This window comes from Devosia pacifica (assembly GCF_014652635.1).
Classification (GTDB): Bacteria; Pseudomonadota; Alphaproteobacteria; order Rhizobiales; family Devosiaceae; genus Devosia; species Devosia pacifica.
In genome coordinates this window covers 1,077,709-1,093,826 of sequence record NZ_BMZE01000001.1, presented here as the reverse complement: position 1 = coordinate 1,093,826, position 16,118 = coordinate 1,077,709, and the positions used below count along the sequence as shown (strand labels likewise).

The 16,118-nt window shown below is 60.2% G+C and carries 14 protein-coding genes; 7 read left to right on the top strand and 7 right to left on the bottom strand.

Annotated features, from left to right (window positions below; genetic code table 11):
* The first annotated feature begins 26 nt into the window (after window positions 1-26).
* Entirely contained in the window at window positions 27-1,394 is a 1,368-nt protein-coding gene (locus IE127_RS05555; protein WP_244639949.1) for a DEAD/DEAH box helicase, read from the top strand.
* Between the two features lie 55 nt (window positions 1,395-1,449).
* On the opposite strand, the gene IE127_RS05550 is transcribed toward IE127_RS05555, so the two are convergent.
* The 7 genes from IE127_RS05550 to puuE all read right to left on the bottom strand — a co-directional run bounded on the left by IE127_RS05550 (window position 1,450) and on the right by puuE (window position 8,333).
* Window positions 1,450-2,868, bottom strand: a complete 1,419-nt coding sequence (locus IE127_RS05550) for an alpha,alpha-trehalose-phosphate synthase (UDP-forming) (RefSeq protein WP_189424132.1) — start codon at window positions 2,866-2,868, stop codon at window positions 1,450-1,452.
* 21 nt (window positions 2,869-2,889) lie between these two features.
* On the bottom strand, window positions 2,890-3,645 hold the full coding sequence (otsB, locus tag IE127_RS05545; RefSeq protein WP_189424130.1) for a trehalose-phosphatase: 756 nt from the start codon (window positions 3,643-3,645) through the stop codon (window positions 2,890-2,892).
* 362 nt (window positions 3,646-4,007) lie between these two features.
* Window positions 4,008-4,640, bottom strand: coding sequence for a nucleoside deaminase (locus tag IE127_RS05540; RefSeq protein WP_189424128.1), 633 nt, complete (start codon window positions 4,638-4,640; stop codon window positions 4,008-4,010).
* 34 nt (window positions 4,641-4,674) lie between these two features.
* The gene (locus IE127_RS05535; RefSeq protein WP_189424126.1) at window positions 4,675-5,175 is read right to left on the bottom strand and encodes a hypothetical protein; all 501 of its coding nucleotides are present in this window, start codon (window positions 5,173-5,175) and stop codon (window positions 4,675-4,677) included.
* Between the two features lie 62 nt (window positions 5,176-5,237).
* Window positions 5,238-5,744, bottom strand: coding sequence for an ureidoglycolate lyase (locus IE127_RS05530; RefSeq protein WP_189424125.1), 507 nt, complete (start codon window positions 5,742-5,744; stop codon window positions 5,238-5,240).
* Between the two features lies 1 nt (window position 5,745).
* The gene (locus tag IE127_RS05525) at window positions 5,746-6,576 is read right to left on the bottom strand and encodes a bifunctional allantoicase/(S)-ureidoglycine aminohydrolase (RefSeq protein ID WP_189424123.1); all 831 of its coding nucleotides are present in this window, start codon (window positions 6,574-6,576) and stop codon (window positions 5,746-5,748) included.
* A 341-nt stretch (window positions 6,577-6,917) separates the two neighbouring features.
* Window positions 6,918-8,333 (bottom strand): allantoinase PuuE, encoded by a 1,416-nt coding sequence (gene puuE, locus IE127_RS05520; protein WP_189424122.1) that lies wholly within the window; start codon window positions 8,331-8,333, stop codon window positions 6,918-6,920.
* Window positions 8,334-8,491: 158 nt separating this feature from the next.
* Between puuE and uraH the strand changes: the two genes are divergently transcribed.
* Genes uraH through IE127_RS05490 form a run of 6 tightly spaced genes read left to right on the top strand, consistent with a single transcriptional unit; the run spans window position 8,492 to window position 16,118 of the window.
* A complete protein-coding gene (uraH, locus tag IE127_RS05515; RefSeq protein ID WP_189424121.1) occupies window positions 8,492-8,848 on the top strand; it encodes a hydroxyisourate hydrolase in 357 nt (118 codons plus the stop codon).
* 2 nt (window positions 8,849-8,850) lie between these two features.
* Entirely contained in the window at window positions 8,851-10,314 is a 1,464-nt protein-coding gene (gene xdhA / locus IE127_RS05510; protein ID WP_189424120.1) for a xanthine dehydrogenase small subunit, read from the top strand.
* A complete protein-coding gene (xdhB, locus tag IE127_RS05505) occupies window positions 10,314-12,638 on the top strand; it encodes a xanthine dehydrogenase molybdopterin binding subunit (protein WP_189424119.1) in 2,325 nt (774 codons plus the stop codon). Before xdhA ends, xdhB begins: the two co-directional genes overlap by 1 nt.
* Window positions 12,635-13,486, top strand: a complete 852-nt coding sequence (xdhC, locus tag IE127_RS05500; RefSeq protein WP_189424118.1) for a xanthine dehydrogenase accessory protein XdhC — start codon at window positions 12,635-12,637, stop codon at window positions 13,484-13,486. The genes xdhB and xdhC overlap by 4 nt, the downstream gene beginning before the upstream one ends.
* A complete protein-coding gene (locus IE127_RS05495; protein ID WP_244639947.1) occupies window positions 13,487-15,052 on the top strand; it encodes an ABC transporter ATP-binding protein in 1,566 nt (521 codons plus the stop codon). It begins immediately after the preceding gene.
* Entirely contained in the window at window positions 15,033-16,118 is a 1,086-nt protein-coding gene (locus IE127_RS05490; protein WP_189424117.1) for an ABC transporter permease, read from the top strand. The genes IE127_RS05495 and IE127_RS05490 overlap by 20 nt, the downstream gene beginning before the upstream one ends.

Sequence of the window (16,118 nt, the reverse complement as noted above, 5' to 3'; positions counted from 1 at the left end):
TTGTGCACGCCACGAAAGATATCAGTTTGACAAATTTCTCTTCTCTCGGCCTTCCCGCCGCGTTGAGCGACTCCCTTGCTGCGGCCGGCTTTATCGAGCCGACGCTGATCCAGCGCGAGGCGATCCCGGCGCTGGTCGAGGGCCGCGACATGCTGGGCATCGCCCAGACCGGTTCCGGCAAGACCGCAGCCTTTGCACTGCCGATCCTTGCTGCCATCATGGCGCTGCCGGGTCGGCCACGCCCGATGTCGGCTCGCGCTCTCATTCTCGCGCCGACGCGCGAGCTTGCCGTGCAGATCGAAAAGGCTGTTCGCAGCTTCGCTTCCGGCAACAAGCGCATCACGACTGCGCTTGTGCTTGGCGGCGTCTCGCGCCAGCAGCAGGTGCTTAAGCTGGCGAAGGGTGTCGACGTTCTCGTCGCGACCCCAGGCCGCCTCAACGATCTGCTTGATGACGGCAAGGTCTGGCTCAGCGAGACACGTTTTCTCGTTCTCGACGAAGCCGACCGCATGCTCGACATGGGCTTCATTGCGCCGGTCAAGAAGATCGCCAAGGCAGTCGGGCACAAGCGCCAGACCATGCTGTTCTCGGCCACCATGGCATCGAACGTTGCCGAACTGGCTAAGGGGCTACTGAACGATCCGGTTCGGGTTGAAGCCACACCGCAGGGCTCAACTGTCGAGACGATCGAGCAGCGCGTTGTGATGGCCGACTCCAAGGCCAAGCGCGACGCCCTCAACAAACTGCTTGCCGATCCGGCGCTGTCGCGTGTCATCGTGTTCGCACGGACAAAACACCGTGCCGACAAGGTGACAAAGCAGCTCGAGATCGACGGATTCAAAGCCGCCGCTATCCACGGCAACAAGAGCCAGAATGCCCGCCAGGGTGCGCTGAGCCGGTTCTCGTCGGGGCAGATCCGCTTGCTGGTTGCCACAGACATCGCCGCGCGCGGTATCGACATTTCGGGCATCACCCACGTCATCAACTATGACCTGCCGGACGATTCCGAGAACTATGTGCACCGTATCGGGCGTACCGGGCGTAACGGCGCTTCGGGCATTGCGATCACATTGTGCGACGGGACTGAGGTTCCGAAGCTGCGTGAAGTGGAAAAGCTGACGCGCCAGCGTTTCGAGGTGAGCGGCGATACCCAGTTGCTGCAGAAGGGCGCGGCCGCAGCGCCGGCAAAGCCCCAGCGCTCCCGCAAGCCCTCGAATGGTGCGCGGCCAGAGCGTTCTGAGAAGCCGCAGCGTGATGCGCGTCCCTCCCGCCCGCATGGCGACAAGCCAGCGGCGCAGAAGCCCAGTGGCAACAAGCAGCGCTGGGATCGCAACAAAAAGATCGCTGGAAAGGCCCGGCGAGAAGATTCTGTGCGCCGTGAGCGCGTAGCGTAAATAATAAAGGCGGTCGAAAGGCCGCCTTTTTAGTTAGGGCCCGAGATGCTCGGTTTCAGGCGACCGTATCGAGATTGAGGACGTCTCGCACTGGCGGTCGCTTATTGCCGCCATCGGCCGGCGTCAGTTGCTCGAGGAAGTGCTTCGCCCAATTGTCGACGCTATGCGTCTTTGCAGCCTGCATGAGCGTTTCCCAACGGGTGCGGCGTTCGTCGAGGGGCATCTGCAACGCCAGCCTCAATGCTTCGGCAGTTTCGTCGGTATCAAACGGGTTGACGAGCAGGGCGTCCTCAAAAATCTCCGCTGCGCCCGCGAACCGCGACAACACAAGCACACCCGGATCCTCCGGATCCTGGCAGGCGACAAATTCGTGCGCAACGAGGTTCATGCCGTCTCTGAGCGGCGTAACGAGGCCGACGCGGGCTAGACGGTAAAGGCCGGCGAGGCTTGGCTGACCGTAGGCGCGCTTGACATAGGTGAGGGGCTGCCAATCCGGCTCGGCGAAATGGCCCATGACCCTTCCGACCATGGCATCGAGCGTATCGCTGGTCTCCTGGTATTCCTTGATGCTGTCACGCGAGGGCGGGGCGACCTGAAGCAGGTGGACCTGGCGACGGAAGTTGGCGTTGTTGGCCAGCAGTTTCTCGTAGGCCTCAACGCGTTGCGGAAGGCCCTTGGAATAATCCAGCCGGTCGACGCCCAGGATCAGTGCCTGCTCCTCGAGAAGCCGCTGCATGCGCTTGACCATCTTCGTGGCGGCGGGTGTCGTGGCGAGCTTTGCGAAGGCGTCGGGGTCTGACCCGATTGGGAATGCCTTCACTTCAGTGTTCGAGAAATCAACCGTGCGAAGCGGGCTGCCGGAGAGCGTCGCGGGCGCCTGATGATCCGCAAAATCACGGAAGGCGGTGACATCGCGCTCCGCCTGCATGCCGACGAGATCGTAGCGCGAGAGATCACGCATGAGTTCGTTGTGGTGCGGGATAGCGTAGAGCGCGTCGACTGTGGGAAAGGGGATATGGAGGTAGAAGCCCATACGGTTTCGCGCGCCGAGATTGCGAAGCTCGGTCGCCAACGGGATCAGATGGTAGTCATGCACCCATATGACGTCATCGGCCTGGATATGCGGCTTGAGTGCGCGCGCGAACTGCGCATTGACGCGGCGATAGCCCTCGTACCAGTGGCCCTCAATGGTCGCGAGATCGAGACGCAGGTGGAAACTGGGCCAGAGGATAGAGTTGGAAAAACCAGCGTAGTAAGCGTGGTGATCGTGCTGTGTCAGGTCGATCTTTCCGACATTGAGGCCCTCGATATCCTCGAACACTGCCTCGGGTTCGGGCTTTTCCACCAGCTTGCCCGACCACCCGAACCAGAACCCTTCATGTTCCGTCAGCACCTTGCGCAGTGCCACCGCCAGTCCCCCGGCAGCGGGACCTTTGCCTGGTGTGCGGTTGGAAACAATGATCAGCCTACCCATAGAATTCGCCCCTACATTACCTTATGCCGTCTGAAGCTCGTGCTCGCGGCTGTTGGCGGCCATGTCGCCCAGCCCCTGAATCAAAGAATGCACCGAGTCGACATCGGCGATGCGCATTTTTGCTGCAGTCTTGCCCGTTCCTAGCTTGATGCCGATGCCGCCCAGCTCCTGCGCGGCGATAAAACCATCCTCATCGGTCACGTCATCGCCTATGAAGATCGGTGTTCGGTCGCGAAACGGCGCTTCCTGCATGAACGCTTTCAGGGCGGTGCCCTTGCTCATGCCATGAGGACGCGCCTCAATAACCATCTTGCCATGGATCAGATCGAAGCGGTCGTCATTATATGTCGCCTCTTCCATGGCTATCCTGCACGCGTACTCGAGATCTGGCGCTTGCCGGTAGTGCAGCGCAACTGCACCCTTCTTGCGTTCGATGATGAGTTCTGGATTGTCAACGATCAGCGATTCCAGCTGGCCGGCGATTTCTTCAGCCGCCGTGAGGGTATCCGCATCGAGCCCCTCGATCGATCCATCGACGCGACGACGCTGACTGCCATGAGCGCCCGCAACGGGCAGGGTGAGCGGCGCGAGGAAATGATCGATGTCTTCAATCTGCCGACCTGTAATAACCGCCAGCGCGCTATCCAATTCTCGGGCTGCGCGCTCCAGCTGGTGTGCCAAGGCGACCGGAACTTCAACCTCTTCCGGGCGTTCTGCAATGTCGACCAATGTGCCGTCGAAATCGGTAAATATCGCTAGCTTCACTCCAGGCGCCATTCGTGGCGCGATTGGTGCACTCGACATTTTTCCATCCAGCTGGGTTGTTGGGTCGACGGGCTAACGTGCGAACAAGGCTTTGGTTCGGCTGCTGGACCAAGTTAAGCATATTAGCTCTTGCGGATCACAACTGCACGTCGTTAACCGGACCTCAAACCATCTGGCGCTTTTGTCATCATCGTGTGGCCGGCATAGGCCACTGTAGAGCGATCAGAGTCTGGAGTTGATGATCGATGCGGGCGCTAGTGCTTACGGTGCTTTTTATGTTGTCTTTGAGTGTCATTGCGCTTGCAGCGACGTTCGTGGGTGCTCCGCCCCAGGTGGCAGCGACTGCCGCAGAAGTCGCGAATGCTGAATAACGGTTAGCTGAGCGGAATGGCGTTGTTGGCCTTGGTGTCCTGATAGCGCGCCGACAGATCAGCATAGAGCGCTGTTATGTTGTCGACCCGTGCCAGCAGCATTTCTCGGTTACCCCGATCAAGTGCGGCTATCATCGACACCAGATCGCGTGACGTGAAGAACGCGTTCTCGCGGTTATAGAGTGGGCGATCGGCGGGAACAGCTTGCCGGTCCGGATCAGGTACGGCGTAGACTTCGCGCAAGATACGGATGTCATGCGGAATAGCGAACCTGTCGCGGCTGTCCTCGTGGCTGAACAGATAAAAGAAATTGTCGAACCCGGCCCACGTTATGCCCGAAATGCATAGCGAGCACGGCTCGTGCGTCGACAAAAATACACAATCCTGCGGCGGCGGGCGGCGGTCATCAGGCAGTTCGTGATAGCGCTTGATGGCATGCATTTCACCATGCCAGAGCGGATTTGCCATCTCGTTATTGGTCTCTATGACCACCGAGCCAAGATCCGCTTTTTTCAGTATGGCCGCTCCGAAAATCTTGTTCCCTGATGAGACGCCCCGGCTTGTCTTGGGAGCGATCTCAAATTCGATGACATCGAGCAGGCGGGCAGTAAGGTCGGTGATATCGTGATCAAACATTCCAATAATTTTTCCAACCTTCGCCCACGCCGGGCTAGAGTTGCGGCGCGCGCAGGCTTTTCTCGATTCTGGTCACGACCGCGTTATAGCGGGCTTTCTGATCAGCAGGATAGCTGATCTCAAAGGCCGAGAAGGCCGAACGGTCGCGGTTGAGCAGGAATTTCGTGTAGACGATCAGGTCCGTGCCATCGGCCTGCCTAGACAGACCGGACAAAACGAACCATCTTTCGCCCCCGGCGCTATAGGTGATGTTGGGGATCTGGCCGCTGTCGCGTACCGCCTGCTCGAGTTGGCTGGTGGTATAGCCTTCTGTATTTGGCGCGCCGAAGACGCTGAGCTGTCCTTCCCCGGAGGATGTCAGATAGGTCTGGCTACCAGCACTACTTTCGGCAGGGCTGTAAAGCGCCCCCGGTATGTCGACAGTGTAGCCGAAGGTTCGGTCATCATATGAAGACCAGCCCAAATTGCCTTGCGCGGTCGCCGGCACCGAAAGAACCGCGAACACCAGTAGAGTGGTTAGCTTTGAAAGCCGCATGACAGTACTCCCTCATCCTTGGGCAGCAACTCCATGCGGTGGCAGTAGTTCCGGGAGGCCGATCACGATGCCGAACGGTCGCGCATGACGATCATGTAGCCTTGCTCGAAGAGATGTTCTTCAAGGTTGGTGCCTTCGCCGCCCCGGTCAACGACGAGAAAGTCGCTTTCTGCCTCAAGCGGGGTGAGCACTCCGTGCCAGGTATTGATGGCAATGTTGACGCCCTCGCCGGGCTTCGGAAGGAAGGCGCGTGGCTCAGCAGGCTTCCCCTCGTTGTCCTCAGCGACAATCACCAGGAATGGTCGGCTCGATAGTGGGAAGAACGCCTGGCTGCCGAGCGGGTGCCGCTCCATCAAGCTGAGGGTCAGCGGCAACTCATAGGGCTGGCCTCTGAAGATGGAGATGAGAGGGCGCGCTGCCGGGCCCTCAAGCTCCACAGTTGCAAGGTCGTGGTAGCGTTCCGTCATGCCAGCATTGATAGGGTAGTGTGTTGCGTTCTCGGTGGACAGGATCTGCCCGAACGGCGCGAATTCTTCTGCGGTCAGCGCCTCGATCTCGATGGTGTGCATCTCAGCCTCCCGGCCGCAGCTTCATGTGGCGGTTGACGTCCTTATAGAGCAGGTAGCGGAAGGGTTCGGGGCCTCCTGCGTAGCAGGCCTGAGGGCAGAAAGCGCGCAGCCACATATAGTCGCCGCCTTCAACTTCCACCCAATCCTGATTGAGCCGATAGACGGCCTTGCCCTCGAGCACATAGAGGCCGTGCTCCATGACGTGCGTCTCGGCAAAGGGAATGACCGCGCCCGGCGCGAGAGTGACGATGTTCACATGCATGTCGTGGCGCAGATCTGTCGGCTCGACGAACCGCGTGGTCGCCCATCGTCCTTCAGTGTCCGGCATCGGAATGGGCTCAAGATCGCGCTCGTTGGTCACGAATGCCGGTGGCACCTCGATGCCATCGACGCGCTGATAGTGTTTGCGGATCCAATGGAAGCGGGCCGGAGCCTCACCAGTCGCCGATAAGCTCCAGATGCACCCTGGCGGCACGTAGGCGTAGCCGCCAATCTCGAGCTTGTGGGCTTCGCCCTCGATCACAAGATTTACGCTGCCTTGCGTGATGAAGAGAACGCCTTCCGCTTCGGCTTCCGGCTCCGGCTTGGTACTGCCGCCGCCGGGCGCGACCTCTATGACGTAATGCGCGAAGGTTTCAGAAAAGCCGGTCATCGGCCGGGCGATTACCCAAAGGCGCGTGGCGTCCCAATGCGGCAAATAGCTGGTGACGATATCCGTCATCACGCCACGCGGAATGACGGCATAGGCGGGCGTGAAGACCGCACGGCCGGTAAGCAATTGTGATTGTGGCGGAAGACCCGCAGACGGTTGGGCGTAGGACGGCGATGACATGTGTGCCCCTGAGCGAAACTAGAACCTGGCGACTATGGTGGTTTGTCGTAGTTTGTCGAGATCGGCTCGCGTGCGGCATGGCACGGTGAGCGCTAAATTTACGGCCGATAAACTCTGATCTTTTTCAACTATGGTGCGTTCAAACGAAAAGAGCATCATCATTGATGCCTGAGGTGGGAGGAGATCATGGGCCTGAACGTAATGCATCATGCTGGTCGCTTTGGTGCCAGAGCCGGAGTGTTTGTATTAGCCGCTATCGTAGGCGCCGTGAGCGTCATCACCAGACGCCAGAGCGACGGCGCGATTGCTTGGGATTGCGGGGACGATTGCTGATCGGTCATTCAGCCGAACAATGCATCAAGGCGTAACCGAGCAATTCGCTCGACCTGTCCGCAGGCGGTGGTGAATTCCTCGGCGCGATCATTTTCTAGGCGTGATTGGAATGCCTTGAGAATGCCAGCCTTGGAATGATCGCGGACGGCGATGATGAACGGGAAATCGAACTTATCGACGTAGGCCTCGTTGAGGCGCGAGAACGTCTCCCTTTCTTCATCGGTAAGCGCATCAAGGCCGGCAGACGCCTGTTCGCTGGTCGACTCGGCCGTTAGCCGCTTGGCAGCGGCCAGTTTGCCTGCGAGATCCGGATGGGCACGCAAAACCTCCAAACGCTCAGCTTCTGTCGTGGCCCTGAACTGGGTGCGCAACGCAAAGTGGAGGCCGACAGCGGTGTCGTTGGCCGGGGCCAGCTCGCCCTCCCATGCCCGTTCCGCGATCCACGGAGAGTGTTCGAATATTGAGCCAAATGCTTGCACAAAGGCTTGCTTGTCCATCTTCGAGGGAACTATGGCGGGCGGCTGATAGGGGTGTACGCGGTTCCAGTGTTCGGCGATCTGCAAACGGGTCGGAGTCCAGACACCATCGACGGTTCGGATGTATTCGATGAAGCGCTTGAGACCGGCAAAGCGTCCGGGCTGACCGACGAGCCGGCAGTGCAGCCCGACTGTCATCATCTTGGCTTTGCCGGCTTCACCTTCTGCATACAGAGCGTCGAAGCTATCCTTGAGAAACTGAAAGTACTGTTCGCCATTGGCGAAACCTGAGGCGGTGACGAACCGCATGTCGTTGGCCGACAGTGTATATGGAATGATGAGCTGCGGGCGTCCGTCGTAAGGTCGCCAGTAGGGCAGGTCGTCATCATATGTGTCTGAAATATAGGCGAAACCGCCAATTTCCGACACCAGGTCGACGGTGTTGAGCGAGCAGCGACCAGTGTACCAGCCGAGGGGGCGGCTGCCGGTTGCCAGTTCATGCAATTTTATGGCTTCGTTGATCTGGCGACGTTCTTCGTCCGGCGGCATGTCCTTGTGCTCGACCCATTTGTAGCCGTGGCTGGCGATTTCCCAACCCACCTGCTGCATGGCCTCGAGCTGTGCCGGCGCGCGCATCAAAGCCGTGGCTACAGCGTAGACCGTGACGCCGATCTGGTGCTCGGTCAGAAGCCGGTGCAGGCGCCAGAACCCTGCGCGGGCGCCATATTCGTACATCGACTCGATGTTCCAGTGGCGCTGTGCCGGCCATGGCGCTGCACCGACGACGTCGGCAAGAAAGGCTTCGGACGCAGCATCGCCGTGCAGGATGTTGTTCTCGCCGCCTTCTTCATAGTTCAAAACAAATTGCACCGCGATGCGTGCGCCACCGGGCCAGTTGGCGTTCGGGGGATTGGCTCCGTAGCCGTGCAGATCTCTGGGGTATCGCATTATAACACCGCATGTTTTTCGGTTAGTGTAACGTCCCGGACGGGTGTCGTGACCTACCGAAAATGGACCAATTGGTAAAAAATCTGGCTGGCCCCTCTTTCAACCGTCGCTGTTTGCGATAGTCTTCCGCTTCGGGGCAAAATTCGAGGTAGCAGCTTATGGCGGGAACCGGCCGTCTGACCACCCATGTTCTGGACACGACACATGGCACGCCAGCGCGTGGCATGCGGATCGATCTGTTCTTCGTTCATGGGGATCACACGCATCATCTGGTGGAGAGCTACACCAATGCCGACGGCCGGCTGGATCAGCCATTGCTGGAGGGTGAGCATTTCCAGCTCGGTGAGTTCGAAATCGCCTTTCACGTCGGACAGTATTTCTCGCGGCTCGGTGTCGAACTCGAGCATCCGTTTCTCGATGTCGTGCCGGTACGGTTCACCACCAGCGAACACATGCATTACCACGTCCCGCTGCTGGTCAGCCCGTTCGGCTACTCGACCTATCGGGGCAGCTGAGCATGGCTGAGACACGATCCTCGATTCGCTTCATCCTCAACGGCGATCTGGTGGAACTGGACGATGTTCCGGCCGACCGCACGCTGCTGGACTTTCTGCGGCTCGATCATCGGCTGCGCGGCACCAAGGAGGGTTGCGCCGAGGGCGATTGCGGGGCGTGCACTGTCCTGATCGGCCGGCTTGCGGGGGACAACCTGGTCTATGAGTCGGTGACCTCCTGCATCCGGTTCGTTGCAAGCCTTGATGGCTGCCATGTCGTCACGGTCGAGCATCTGGCGCGCGAGGGGGTGATGAATCCGGTGCAGCAGGCCATGGTTGAGCATCATGGCAGCCAGTGCGGGTTCTGTACGCCGGGCTTCGTGATGTCGCTTTACGCATTATGGATGAAGACGCCGCGCCCGAGCCGCGCACAGGTGGAACAGGCGCTGCAAGGCAACCTTTGTCGCTGCACCGGCTACGCGCCGATCATCCGCGCTGCCGAAGCGATGTCCGACTATGGTGCGCCGGAGGCCGATCCGTTGCGCGCGGAGCGGCAGAGCATCAAGGCGAGACTGCAAGAGCTTGACGATGGCAAGCGTGTTGATGTGCGCTCGGGTGAACACCGCACCATCATCCCGGCTGATCTTGACGACTTTGCCGCTGCCTACGCAGAGCTTCCAGATGCCACGATCGTCGCGGGCTCCACTGATGTGGGGCTTTGGGTGACCAAGTTCATGCGCGAAATATCCCCCGTCATTCATATCGGGCGTCTCGAAGGGCTGAAGCGCATCGAGCCTCTGGATGGGGCGACGCGTTTTTTTGCCGGCGTCACCTACACCGAAGCGGTTCCGGTCTTGGTCGAGCGGTATCCGCAGCTTGAAGAGCTTATGAGCCGGTTCGCCGGCGAGCAGATCCGCAATATGGGTACGATCGGCGGCAACATCGCCAATGGCTCGCCGATCGGCGACATGCCGCCGGCGCTGATCGTCCTTGGCGCAACGCTGACCCTTCGCAAGGGGAATGAGCGCCGCGACCTGCCGCTTGAAGACTTCTTCATCGCCTACCACCATCAGGATAGAGAGCCGGGCGAGTTTGTCGAAAGCGTCACCGTGCCGGATCTGCCGGAGGGTGAGAAATTCGCGGTGTACAAACTCTCAAAGCGCCGGGAAGAAGATATTTCGGCGGTGTGCGGCGCATTTCGGGTGAAGCTCGATGATCAGGGTGTGGTCGTCTCGGCACGGATCGCATTCGGCGGCATGGCGACGACGCCGAAACGTGCTGCCACAATCGAGGCTGGTCTTGTTGGCCAAGCTTGGACTGCTGAGATCATAGAGACCGTCGCGCCGCAGATGGTCGAGGATTATCAGCCGATTTCCGATATGCGGGCGAGTGCACGCTATCGCCTGCTGGCCGCTGAGAACCTGCTGCGGCGCTTCTATCAGGAAACGATTGGGCAGAGCGCGCGGTTACGGCGGGAGGTTGCCTGATGAACCGGCATACCCAAGCCAATCCCGCTACCTTGCATCAGCCGACGCGTCATGATTCCGCTCCCAAGCATGTGAGCGGTAGTGCCGAATATATCGACGATATCGTCGAGCCCGAGGGTACGCTTCATGCGTATCTGGCGTTGTCGGAACGCGCGCACGCTGAAATCTCAGCGATCGATCTCGATGCGGTGCGCAAGTCTCCGGGTGTTGTTGGGGTGCTAACGAGCGCGGATATCCCGGGCGACAACGATGTGAGCCCCGCGCACAAGCACGACGAGCCGGTTTTTGCCGACAAGCTCGTCCAGTTCTGGGGGCAGCCGATGTTTGCGGTTGTCGCCGAGACGCGCGAGGCTGCGCGGCGTGCGGCCCACCAGGCGCGGATCGAATATCGTGATCTCGACTGGATACCGGACGTGCGTACGGCGCAGGCTGCTGGTGGCCGGATGGTTACTGAGCCGCTGAAGCTCGAGCGCGGCGATGTGGATGCGGGGCTCGCCTCAGCACCGCGCCGTCTCAAGGGCGAAATCCGAATTGGCGGCCAAGACCACTTCTATCTCGAAGGGCACATCGCGATGGTGGTGCCTGGTGAAGACGAAGACGTGACGGTCTATTCCTCGACGCAGCATCCGAGCGAAGTGCAGCTGATGGTGTCGCACGTCCTCGGCATTCACCAGCATGCGGTGACCGTAAACGTGCGCCGGATGGGCGGCGGCTTCGGGGGCAAGGAGACCCAAGGGAACCTGTTCGCAGCGGTGGCAGCGCTCGCGGCGAAGCGCTTCAATCGCGCGGTGAAGATCCGACCCGATCGCGATGACGACATGACAGCGACCGGCAAGCGCCACGATTTCGTGGTCGATTACGAGGTCGGTTTCGATGACGAAGGGCGCATTTTGGCTGTCGATGCTGTCTATGGCGCCAATGGCGGGTTCTCATCCGATCTGACGGGTCCGGTCTCGGATCGGGCGCTGTTTCACTGCGACAACGCGTATTTCTATCCGGCGGTGCGAGCCCGTTCGGAGCCGCTTTATACCAATACCGTTTCCAACACGGCGTTTCGTGGGTTTGGCGGCCCGCAAGGCATGGTCGGGTGCGAGCGTTGGGTGGAGGACATCGCCTATGCGCTCGGCAAGGATCCGCTGGAGATCCGCAAGCTGAATTTCTACGGCACCGATACCAACAATGTGACGCCGTATCACCAGGCTGTCGGCGACAACATAATCCATCGCATCGTCGACGAACTCGAGTCCTCCTCCGACTACCAGAAGCGGCGGGAGGCGGTGAGAACCTTCAACCGCGAAAACGCGATCCTCAAGAAGGGGATTGCCTTGACGCCGGTTAAGTTCGGCATCTCCTTCACCGCCACCTGGTACAATCAGGGCGGCGCACTGGTGCATGTCTATCGCGATGGTTCGGTACACCTCAGCCACGGCGGCACCGAAATGGGGCAGGGGCTGCATATCAAGGTGGCCCAGGTTCTCGCCGATGCGTTCGGACTTGGCATTTCCGAGGTCAAGATCACAGCGACCACCACGGGCAAGGTGCCGAACACCTCGGCTACTGCTGCCTCTTCGGGGTCGGATCTCAACGGCATGGCAGCCTATGACGCCGCCCAGCAGATCAAGCGTCGGCTCGTGACTCATGCTGCGCAAGTCTACAAATGCGAGGAGGATGCCTGCCAGTGGGTGGCCGGGGGGCTTCAGGCCGGCGATGAATTCGTGCCTTTCAAGGAATTGATCGCTTCCGCCTATCTCAACCGTGTGCAGCTTTCGGCCGCGGGGTTCTACAAGACGCCGAAGATCCATTGGGACCGTGCAACCGGGCGCGGGCACCCGTTCTACTACTTTGCCTATGGTGCATCTGTTTCAGAGGTGACCATCGACACGCTCACGGGCGAGTACACCGTCGATCGCGTCGATATTCTGCATGATGTGGGTCGTTCGCTGAATCCAGCCGTCGATATGGGGCAGGTGGAAGGCGGTTTCATTCAAGGCATGGGATGGCTGACGACCGAAGAACTGAACTGGGACGACAAGGGGCGCCTGCGTACGCACGCGCCTTCCACTTACAAGATCCCGCTCGCGTCCGATGTGCCGCCAATCTTCAACGTGAAGCTGGCCGAATGGTCACAGAATGCCGAGCCAACCATCGGACGGTCGAAGGCCGTCGGCGAGCCGCCGCTCATGCTGGCAATTTCCGTCGTTGAAGCATTGTCGATGGCCGTGGCGTCCGTTGCCGATTACAAAGTTGCGCCTCGGCTTGATACGCCGGTGACGCCTGAACGCGTGCTGTTTGGTGTGGAGCGGATGCGCGAGGCAAAGGCATGAGCATTGCCGCGCCGGATCTCAGAGCCTTTCTTGGGCGGGAGCCGGCTGCAATTGTGGCTGAACTGACGAAAGTGCGGGGATCAAGCCCGCGCGCAGCCGGTACTTTCATGCTGGTTGGGCGCCGTGAAATCTTCGGCACCATTGGCGGTGGCGCGCTTGAATATATGGTGATCGACCATGCGCGACGGATTATGGCGAGTGGGACAGGGGATGCTACCCTTGATGTGCCGCTGGGGCCGGAGATCGGCCAGTGCTGTGGTGGCCGGGTTGAGATCAAGCTTTATCCGTGCACTGCAGTTGTAGCCGAAAGTCTGGCGAGACGGCTGCAACAGGACGCTTCGGCCCGTCCGCATGTCTATGTTTTCGGCGCCGGGCATGTCGGGTGCGCGCTTGCGCGGTGTCTCTTGCTGCTACCGGTTCAGGGGCATGTCATCGACACACGGCGCGACGCGCTGGAGGGCGTACCGCAGGGCATAGAAGCGGTCTCCGCGCCGTTGCCGGAGGCAGTTGTTCGCTCGGCACCGCGCAACAGCTCCTTCGTCATCCTGACGCATGACCATGCGCTCGATTTCATGATTGGCAAGGAGGCGTTGGCGCGCACAGATGCGCCCTATGTCGGCATGGTCGGCTCACAAACCAAGCGTGCGCGGTTTTCGAGCTGGTACCGGTCCGAAGGCGGAAGCGACGCCGACCTTTCCAGGCTTTTTCTACCGATCGGCGCGCAAGGTCTTGGGGATAAGCGGCCCGAGGTTATTGCGGCACTGGCGGCTTCGGAAATTATGGTCCAGATTGGTCGCCGGGAAGTTTCTGAAGCGCGTGCGCCGGCCACCGAGTATGGGGAGCCGTAGATGGACGCTAATATGCCGGCGCGGCTCGCGCTCGAGGGCATTACCAAGGCTTTTCCCGGAGTGCTGGCTAACGATAATGTCAGCTTTTCCGTGCAGCCGGGCAAGATCCACGCGCTGCTGGGCGAGAACGGTGCCGGCAAGTCCACTCTCGTCAAGATGATCTACGGCATCATGAGCCAGGACGCCGGCACGATCCGCTGGAATGGCGAAGCTGTGCGCATCGACAATCCCAAGCAGGCGCGACGTCTCGGGATCGGCATGGTCTTCCAGCATTTTTCGCTGTTCGAGGCCTTATCGGTGCTCGAGAACATTGCTCTGGGGATGGATGCGAAAATCCCGTCGCGCGAGCTGGAAAAGCGCATTCGGGCGGTGCTTGAAACCTATGGTCTGAAGCTCGATCCGCACCGGATCGTCTCGACTTTGTCCGTGGGCGAGCGCCAGCGTATCGAGATCGTGCGGGCGCTGCTGTTGTCGCCGAAACTGCTGATTATGGACGAGCCGACCTCGGTGCTGACGCCGCAGGAGGTGGATCAACTGTTCGGCACGCTGCGCCAGCTCGCCTCTGAAGGCTGCTCGATCCTTTACATTTCGCACAAGCTCGATGAGATCAAAGCGCTGTGCGATAGCGCGACCATTCTGCGTGGTGGCAAGGTTGTGGCGACATGCGATCCGGCTGAGGAAACGTCGCGCTCGATGGCCGAAAAGATGATCGGCACCAGTCTTGCGGACGTCGAAAAGAACGCATCGCGGCAATTTGGCGAGCCAAAGCTGGTGGTAAGCCGGCTTTCGACGAAGTCTGAAGACGAGTTCGGGGTCGCGGTTGCCGATGTGAGCTTTTCGGTCCGGGCTGGTGAGATCTTCGGGATCGCCGGAGTTGCCGGCAATGGCCAGAACGCGCTTCTCGACGCATTATCAGGTGAGGTGCGTGGTGCCGACAGCGAGGCGATCACCCTCGACGGCCACCCGCTTGGTCTACTCGGCACGACGCAACGTCGAAAGCTCGGCTTATGTGCGGTTCCCGAGGAGCGCAACGGGCATGCTGCTGTGTCCGAGTTCACCCTTTCCGACAACAGCGTTTTGACAGCACGAGACCGCAAGGGCCTCGTGGGGAGTGGGCTGATCAATTCTGGCGCCGCGCGCAACTATACCGGCGAGGTGATCGCGGAGTTCGCAGTCAAGGCGCTGGGGCCCGAAGCGCTGGCTGGATCGCTCTCAGGCGGTAACCTTCAAAAATACATCATGGGCCGCGAAATCCTGCAAAGCCCGACCGTGCTGGTGGTGAGCCAGCCGACATGGGGGGTCGATGCGGGCGCCGCCACTGCGATCCGGCAAGCGCTGGTGAATCTGGCCGCAGCCGGCTCTGCCATCGTGGTAATCAGTCAGGATCTGGATGAACTGCTCACGCTGTCCGATCGGTTGGCGGTCATCAATGATGGGCATCTCAGCCAGCCGCTCGATGTCGATGGCATTTCGATCGAGGAGATTGGCCTTCTGATGGGGGGTGTGCACGGCACATCTCAGGAAACGCGGATCGTGGCGGGGGACGATGTTGCAGTATCGGCTTGAGAAACGCGCCGAACCCAGCCGCATCATGCTTTATGCAGCGCCGGTGCTCGCTGTGGTGCTGGCCATGATTATCGGCGCGACGATCTTCGCGGCAATCGGCTATGACGGTATCGCGGCGGTACGCGAGATCTTTCTGACGCCGCTGACCAATAGCTACAAGTGGCAGGATCTAGCGATCAAGGCCGCGCCCCTCATCATTATCGGCGTGGGTCTGGCCGTCTGCTACCGGGCCAATGTCTGGAATATCGGTGCAGAAGGGCAATACGTGGTTGGCGGCGTTTTTGCTACCGGCGTGGCGCTTGCGACCTATGGCATGTCGGGGTGGTGGATCCTGCCATTGATGGCGTTGGCAGGCGCTGTTGGCGGCATGGCCTATGCGGCCATCCCCGCATTCCTGCGCACTAGGCTCGGCGTCAACGAGATCCTCACCAGCCTGATGTTGACCTACGCCTCGGTTCAACTGGTTTATTACCTGGTGCGGGCGCCCTGGAAAGATCCGATGGGCATGGGCTTTCCGCAGACGCGTCTGTTTTCGGAAGCGGCACGTTTGCCGACGCTGATACCGGGAACGATTGTCCATGTCGGCGTCCCGATCGCGATCGTTGTGGCAATCATCGGCTGGTTTGTGATGAAGCGGTCGCTGATGGGCTTTCAGGTTCGTGTCGTCGGCGCGGCGCCGCAGGCTGCGCGCTATGGCGGGTTCAGCCACACGCGCACGATCTGGCTGGCATTGTTGATCAGCGGTGGTCTCGCCGGTTTCGCCGGCATGCTTGAGGTTTCGGGCCCGTTTCAGCGTCTGGTACCGGGCTTTCCGACGAATTACGGCTATACGGCGATCATCGCCGCCTTTCTGGGGCGGCTGAATCCCATCGGGGTGATCTTTGCCTCGCTCGTTCTGGCAATCACCTTCGTCGGCGGCGAACTGGCACAAACCACCATCGGCCTTCCGAACGCAGCGAGCGGGATTTTCCAGGCTCTGATCCTTTTCCTGTTGCTCGCGGCAGATCTTCTGGTGCGCTATCGCGTGCGCAGCGTCAGCACCTCGCCCAGAGGAGCAACGACATGA